The organism is Asticcacaulis solisilvae, assembly GCF_017875235.1.
Lineage (GTDB): Bacteria > Pseudomonadota > Alphaproteobacteria > Caulobacterales > Caulobacteraceae > Asticcacaulis > Asticcacaulis solisilvae_A.
Map to the genome: position 1 here is coordinate 1 of NZ_JAGGMI010000029.1, position 4,937 is coordinate 4,937.

The 4,937-nt window shown below is 59.6% G+C and carries 6 protein-coding genes; 2 read left to right on the forward strand and 4 right to left on the reverse strand.

The features are described 5' to 3' along the window. Positions 1–192 precede the first annotated feature (192 nt). From J2X24_RS22400 to J2X24_RS22415, 4 genes are all read right to left on the reverse strand, one after another. Positions 193–939, reverse strand: coding sequence for an endonuclease/exonuclease/phosphatase family protein (locus J2X24_RS22400; RefSeq protein ID WP_209726313.1), 747 nt, complete (start codon positions 937–939; stop codon positions 193–195). Between the two features lie 2 nt (positions 940–941). Further along, positions 942–2,003, reverse strand: a complete 1,062-nt coding sequence (locus J2X24_RS22405; RefSeq protein WP_209726315.1) for a phospholipase D-like domain-containing protein — start codon at positions 2,001–2,003, stop codon at positions 942–944. A gap of 72 nt (positions 2,004–2,075) precedes the next feature. Continuing rightward, positions 2,076–2,402, reverse strand: coding sequence for a bactofilin family protein (locus J2X24_RS22410; RefSeq protein WP_209726317.1), 327 nt, complete (start codon positions 2,400–2,402; stop codon positions 2,076–2,078). 174 nt (positions 2,403–2,576) lie between these two features. Next, positions 2,577–3,410: an SDR family oxidoreductase gene (locus J2X24_RS22415; RefSeq protein ID WP_209726319.1), complete on the reverse strand. Its 834-nt coding sequence runs from the start codon at positions 3,408–3,410 to the stop codon at positions 2,577–2,579. Between the two features lie 120 nt (positions 3,411–3,530). Between J2X24_RS22415 and J2X24_RS22420 the strand changes: the two genes are divergently transcribed. Together J2X24_RS22420 and J2X24_RS22425 are read left to right on the forward strand one after the other, a co-directional pair. Then, the gene (locus J2X24_RS22420) at positions 3,531–3,926 is read left to right on the forward strand and encodes a winged helix-turn-helix transcriptional regulator (protein WP_245345054.1); all 396 of its coding nucleotides are present in this window, start codon (positions 3,531–3,533) and stop codon (positions 3,924–3,926) included. A 54-nt stretch (positions 3,927–3,980) separates the two neighbouring features. Next, on the forward strand, positions 3,981–4,775 hold the full coding sequence (locus tag J2X24_RS22425) for a class II glutamine amidotransferase (RefSeq protein ID WP_209726321.1): 795 nt from the start codon (positions 3,981–3,983) through the stop codon (positions 4,773–4,775). Positions 4,776–4,937 lie beyond the last annotated feature (162 nt).

The window sequence follows — 4,937 nt, forward strand, 5'->3', positions numbered from 1 at the left end:
GTCCGGGAAGGCTGCATACCTTCCCGGACACCATCGCTTCAGTACAACTCAGCGACCTTGTCCAGATACAAGGGGGACCGCCGAAGGCGGTGGAGAGGTAGTGCTCAGGCGTCGTCCCCCACCACCACATCTCATTCGCTACGCTCATTCGTGCGGGCCCCCTCCCCATCGCTACGCGACAGAGAGGAGAAATCAGCTCAGCGACACCAACAACGCATGGTGGTCCGAAAACGGCTGCGGGATAATCTTCATATCCAGACTCCCCGCCAGCGGCGACGTATAAAGACACAGGTCCAGCGTGTGCCGCCATCTATGAAATGTAAAAGTCGGCTGGTCTTCGGTATTCAGCAACCTTAAAAACCCATCGTCCAGTAGGGTTTTCAACTCCTGCAAGCCGTTCAGTGTGTTGAAGTCGGCCAGGATGATCATGTTGCCGTCGCTTTCCCGCACCAGGTCGCGCACCTCGGCGAATTGCTTCTGACGCACCTCGGCCTTGAGCGAAAAGTGCGTAAACAGCACGCTCAAGCCTTCCCGGATCGTCACCTTGTAAATCAGCCGCTTGGTGCCATTGCGGAAATAGAGCCGGTCATAAGCGAACTCGCTCTTCGCCAGGAAACCATTGCTCTTGCCGGCATGGAACGGCAGCTTCGATGTCCGGCTGTTGGGACCATACTTGTCCGCCACATCATGAAAGCGGTAATCGCCGCACATCAGCGCGGAGATCTGATTGAACCAGCCGGTATGTGCCGCCCCCTGCTCCAGCTCGATCATGCAGCACAGGTCGGGATGTTCGCGATCGATGATCTGGCGGAACTGCGCCATCACCGCCTGCTGCTGGGCCGTTGACTTATACACATGACGATAGGCGCGCGTGACATGGTGATACAGGCTGCCGCTGATGCCCGTCGCATAGCCGAGATTGCTGAAGAGAATTTTCATGGTCAAACTCGTTGCAACATCATGGTCCCGATCCGTCCCATCAGGCCGTCGAACCACGATCGCGCCCGCTCATCCTCGCGCTTGGGCGGCCGGGCAAAGACCGCATCATCGGCAAAGCTGCGGGCGACCTCAGCGACCATGGCCGGGTCGCGCAGGATGATATTGGCCTCGCGATTCCGGCACAGGCTTAAGTAATCGAAATTGCAACTGCCAAGCGTCGCCCACTGACCATCGATAATAGCATATTTGGCGTGCAGGACCGAGCGCTGATAGAGCAGGACCTCATAGCCCTTGCCGCGCCAAACCGGCAAAAGCGCGCGCGTCACCCTGTCGGCCACCGACACGTCGGTTTCGTGCGATAGCATGAGGACAATACGTACCCCGCGCGCCTTGGCGCGGTTCAGCGCCTCTCGCAGCCGCCGCGGCGGAAAGAAATACGGCGTGGCGATGCAGATTTCGTGCTTCGCCCCATCGATCGCACTGACCAGCGCCTTATAGAGCGGATAGTGCCCGCCCTTGGGGTTCTGCGACACGTAACAGGCGTCCATGGCGCGTACTATGGTTTCGGCGCCGTCACCATCCAGCCGGCCGTCTTCGAGGTCGTGCCACATGGCTTCGAAATCGCGCCGCGCGGCTTCGGCCAGACCGTCTTCCAGACGCACCATGGTGTCGCGCCAACTCCGCATATATTCCGCCAGGCACATGCTGCCGAGGTAGGTCGCGGTTTCGTCGACGTGCAGCAGCTTGGCGTGGGTGCGCGGCAACCAGGACAGGGGTTTGAACAACTCCGCCGGCCGCAGGCGGTGATAGAAGGCAACTTCCGCGCCTGCGCTTTGCAGTTCGGCGATGACCGAAGTCTTGCCGATGGCGCGGCTGCCGAAGGCATCGAGGATGATACGCACGTGCAGGCCTTCGTTGGCCTTGCGCGCCAACAGACGCAGGAAGTCCTGGCCGACATCATCAGCCTTGACGATATATTGTTCGAAGTCGATCGAGACCTTCGCCTGTTCGCAGGCCTCGGTCATGACGGCCCAGGCTTCGGCAGTCGTAAGATGAAACTCCATAGTCCCCTGTTGGCTCTCTCACCTCTGATCGTCAGAGGCTAGGGCCTAAGGATATCTGGATTCAATATGTCTTTAAGCCTTGGGCGTACAGCGGCCTTCGAACGACGCGCCTTGCTCGATCGCCAGCTGTTCGAAGGTAAGGTCCCCGCGCACCTGGCTGGACGGCTCGAGCCTGATCGACTTGGCGGTTATATTGCCCTTGACGATGCCGCGGACCTCGACGGTCGCGGCCTTCAGATTGCCCTCGACCTGACCTCCGGCCGAAATGATCAGGGTTTCGACCTCGACATTGCCGATCACCTTGCCTTCGACAGCGAAGATGCCGGAGCCCCTGACATTGCCCGTGATGATGATATGGCCCGTGCCACTGGCCGAGCCCTGATCCGCGTTCTGTATCATTACACACCCCTGCGCGAAGACGACGTGCCCGCGCTGCAATAATTGCACCAGACCACGCAAACCCGCCCGAAGTTGGGCAAGTGCAAACCATAGAATAGGGTTGCGAAGGTTTTATGCCCCAAAGCTTCGAGGGCGCGGCGCCGGAAAGCCGGGCCGCCCCCTGCTCCAGGCTCTTTAGGCGTTCACCGGTGCATTGTCCCGCGCCCATTGTTCCAGGCTGCGCGGCGCATGGCCCGACAGGCGCTCGACCGCATCCGTAACGCCAGCCGTCCAGCCCTCACGCACCGGATGGTAGATGGCTGCCAGCAGTTGCGCATAGCCTTCGCCCACCACAGGCGTCAGCTTGGCGATAAAGGCAGCGTCATCGATCGAGCGATAGCCGATCGTCTTGCCATAGGCCTTCGACAGGACGACGGCGGCTTCCGCATAGCTCAGCGCCTCAGGTCCGGTCAGCACGAAAGCCTGGCCGTCGAAGGCATCGCTGGTCAGCGCGCCAGCGGCGCTTTCGGCGATATCGCGGACGTCGATAAAGCTCGACTTGCCCTCGCCGGCTGGTACCTCGATCGTGCCATTAGCGACGTCGTGGCCCCAATAGGTGGCGAAATTGTCCGAAAACCAGTTCGGCCGCAGGATAACAAACGGCACGCCCGAGCCTTGCAGCAACAGTTCAACCTGGCGCAGCGGGATATTGTCGTCGGCGTCGACGCCGATCGCGGTCTGGAGCACGATCTTGGCCTTGCGGCGCGCGGCCTCCTCGATGACCGGCTTTATCAGGGAGACGGGATTAAGCTCACCCGGCGGGACAATCAGATAGGCGCGATCGACCCCGTCAAAGGCCGGTGCGATCGTCGTCGGATCGTTAAGGTCGAGGCGCACGGCTTCGGCGCCATCAATGATGCGCGCCTGACGCGACGCCGCACGGACCTGTTCGCCGCGCGCAACAAGGGTTTTTACCAGGTGGCTGCCAACATTGCCCGTGGCGCCAATAACCAGAATCTTCGCACTCATCGCTCATCTCCATAGCTTTCTATTGGAAACCTGCTCTCCAATAGTTAGAATATAGAGACGCGTCACATTGCGCGAAAGAATGCACTTTAAAGTCAGTAGGTTACCTGAAGGAAACCACTCATGAAAATGGAACGCGTGCCGTTCGACCAGATCCCCAATGTCTTCAGCGATCAATGTCCGACGCGCATGGTGCTTGACCGCATCGCCGACAAATGGGCCATCCTGTTGCTGTTGCGCCTGCTCGACGGCCCGACGCGCTTCAACCAGCTGCATCGCGATATCCGCGGCATTTCGCATAAGGTGCTGTCGCAGACGCTGAAGAAGCTCGAGCGCGATGGTCTGCTGACCCGGCACGTCTTTGCCACCGTCCCGGTAACGGTCGAATACCGGGTGACGACCTTGGGCGAGACGCTGTGCGGCATGATGTATCCGCTAGTCAACTGGGCCGAAACCCATATCGGCGACATCCTGGCGGCGCAATCCGACTTTGACGCAAAGACCGAAGCATCCGCATAACATTGACGCATAAGGATTTTCGGGACACAAGCAGAGCCCCGCAGGGAGACTGATATGTGTGAGCTTCTGGCGATGAGCGCCAATGTGCCGACCGACATCCGCTTCAGCTTTTCCGCCCTGTCACAACGCGGCGGCGTAACGGGCAAGCATACGGATGGCTGGGGGATCAGCTTCTACGAGGATAAGGGCTGCCGCAGCCTGCACGATCCAAACCCGAGCGCCCATTCGGAACTGGCGAAGTTCCTGCGCGCCTATCCGATCAAGTCGCGCATCGTCATCGCCCATGTGCGCAAGGCCAATCGCGGCCGTGTCGCCTTGGAAAACACCCATCCGTTCATCCGCGAAATGTGGGGGCAAAACTGGAGCTTCGCCCATAACGGCCAGTTGAAAGGCATCAAGAAGCGCACGCTTGGCCAGTACGAGCCAGTGGGCGCCACCGATAGCGAACACGCCTTCTGCTGGCTGCTGCATCAGCTGCGCCAGATGTATCCGACACGGCCGTCCGATTATAAGCTGGAACGTGCCTTTTCCGAGCTGTTCGCGTCCTTGCGCGAGCTGGGTGTGTTCAATGCGCTCTTAAGCGATGGTAGGACGCTCTATACCAGTTGCTCGACCAAGCTCTGCTATATCCGCCGCGTCGCGCCGTTCGGCCGCGCCAGCCTGATCGACGAGGATATGGAGGTCGATTTCGCCGCCGAGACCTCGCCCAACGACAAGGTAATCGTCATTGCCTCACAGCCCCTCACCAGCAACGAGACCTGGACGCACTTCACCGCCGGCTCCACCGTCATCTTCCGCGACGGCGATGTTATCCGGCACTATGAGGGCGTCGTCGCCCCTCCTCTGTGAGAGGCTACATCAAATTTACTGCGCTATTCCGCACACAAACGGCCGCCTAAGCTTTGGGTTGGCGGTTGTGTGTTGCTTTTCTGGATTTTGGGTACAAAAAAAGCCCCTTTTGTGGGGCTTGTTTTTTGGTTGCGGGAGCAGGATTTGAACCTACGACCTTCA

Coding starts and splice junctions, on each gene's coding strand:
- J2X24_RS22400 (WP_209726313.1), bottom strand. CDS start 939: ATGAAAATTCTCTTCAGCAATCTCGGCTATGCGACGGGCATCAGCGGC.
- J2X24_RS22405 (WP_209726315.1), bottom strand. CDS start 2,003: ATGGAGTTTCATCTTACGACTGCCGAAGCCTGGGCCGTCATGACCGAG.
- J2X24_RS22410 (WP_209726317.1), bottom strand. CDS start 2,402: ATGATACAGAACGCGGATCAGGGCTCGGCCAGTGGCACGGGCCATATC.
- J2X24_RS22415 (WP_209726319.1), bottom strand. CDS start 3,410: ATGAGTGCGAAGATTCTGGTTATTGGCGCCACGGGCAATGTTGGCAGC.
- J2X24_RS22420 (WP_245345054.1), top strand. CDS start 3,531: ATGAAAATGGAACGCGTGCCGTTCGACCAGATCCCCAATGTCTTCAGC.
- J2X24_RS22425 (WP_209726321.1), top strand. CDS start 3,981: ATGTGTGAGCTTCTGGCGATGAGCGCCAATGTGCCGACCGACATCCGC.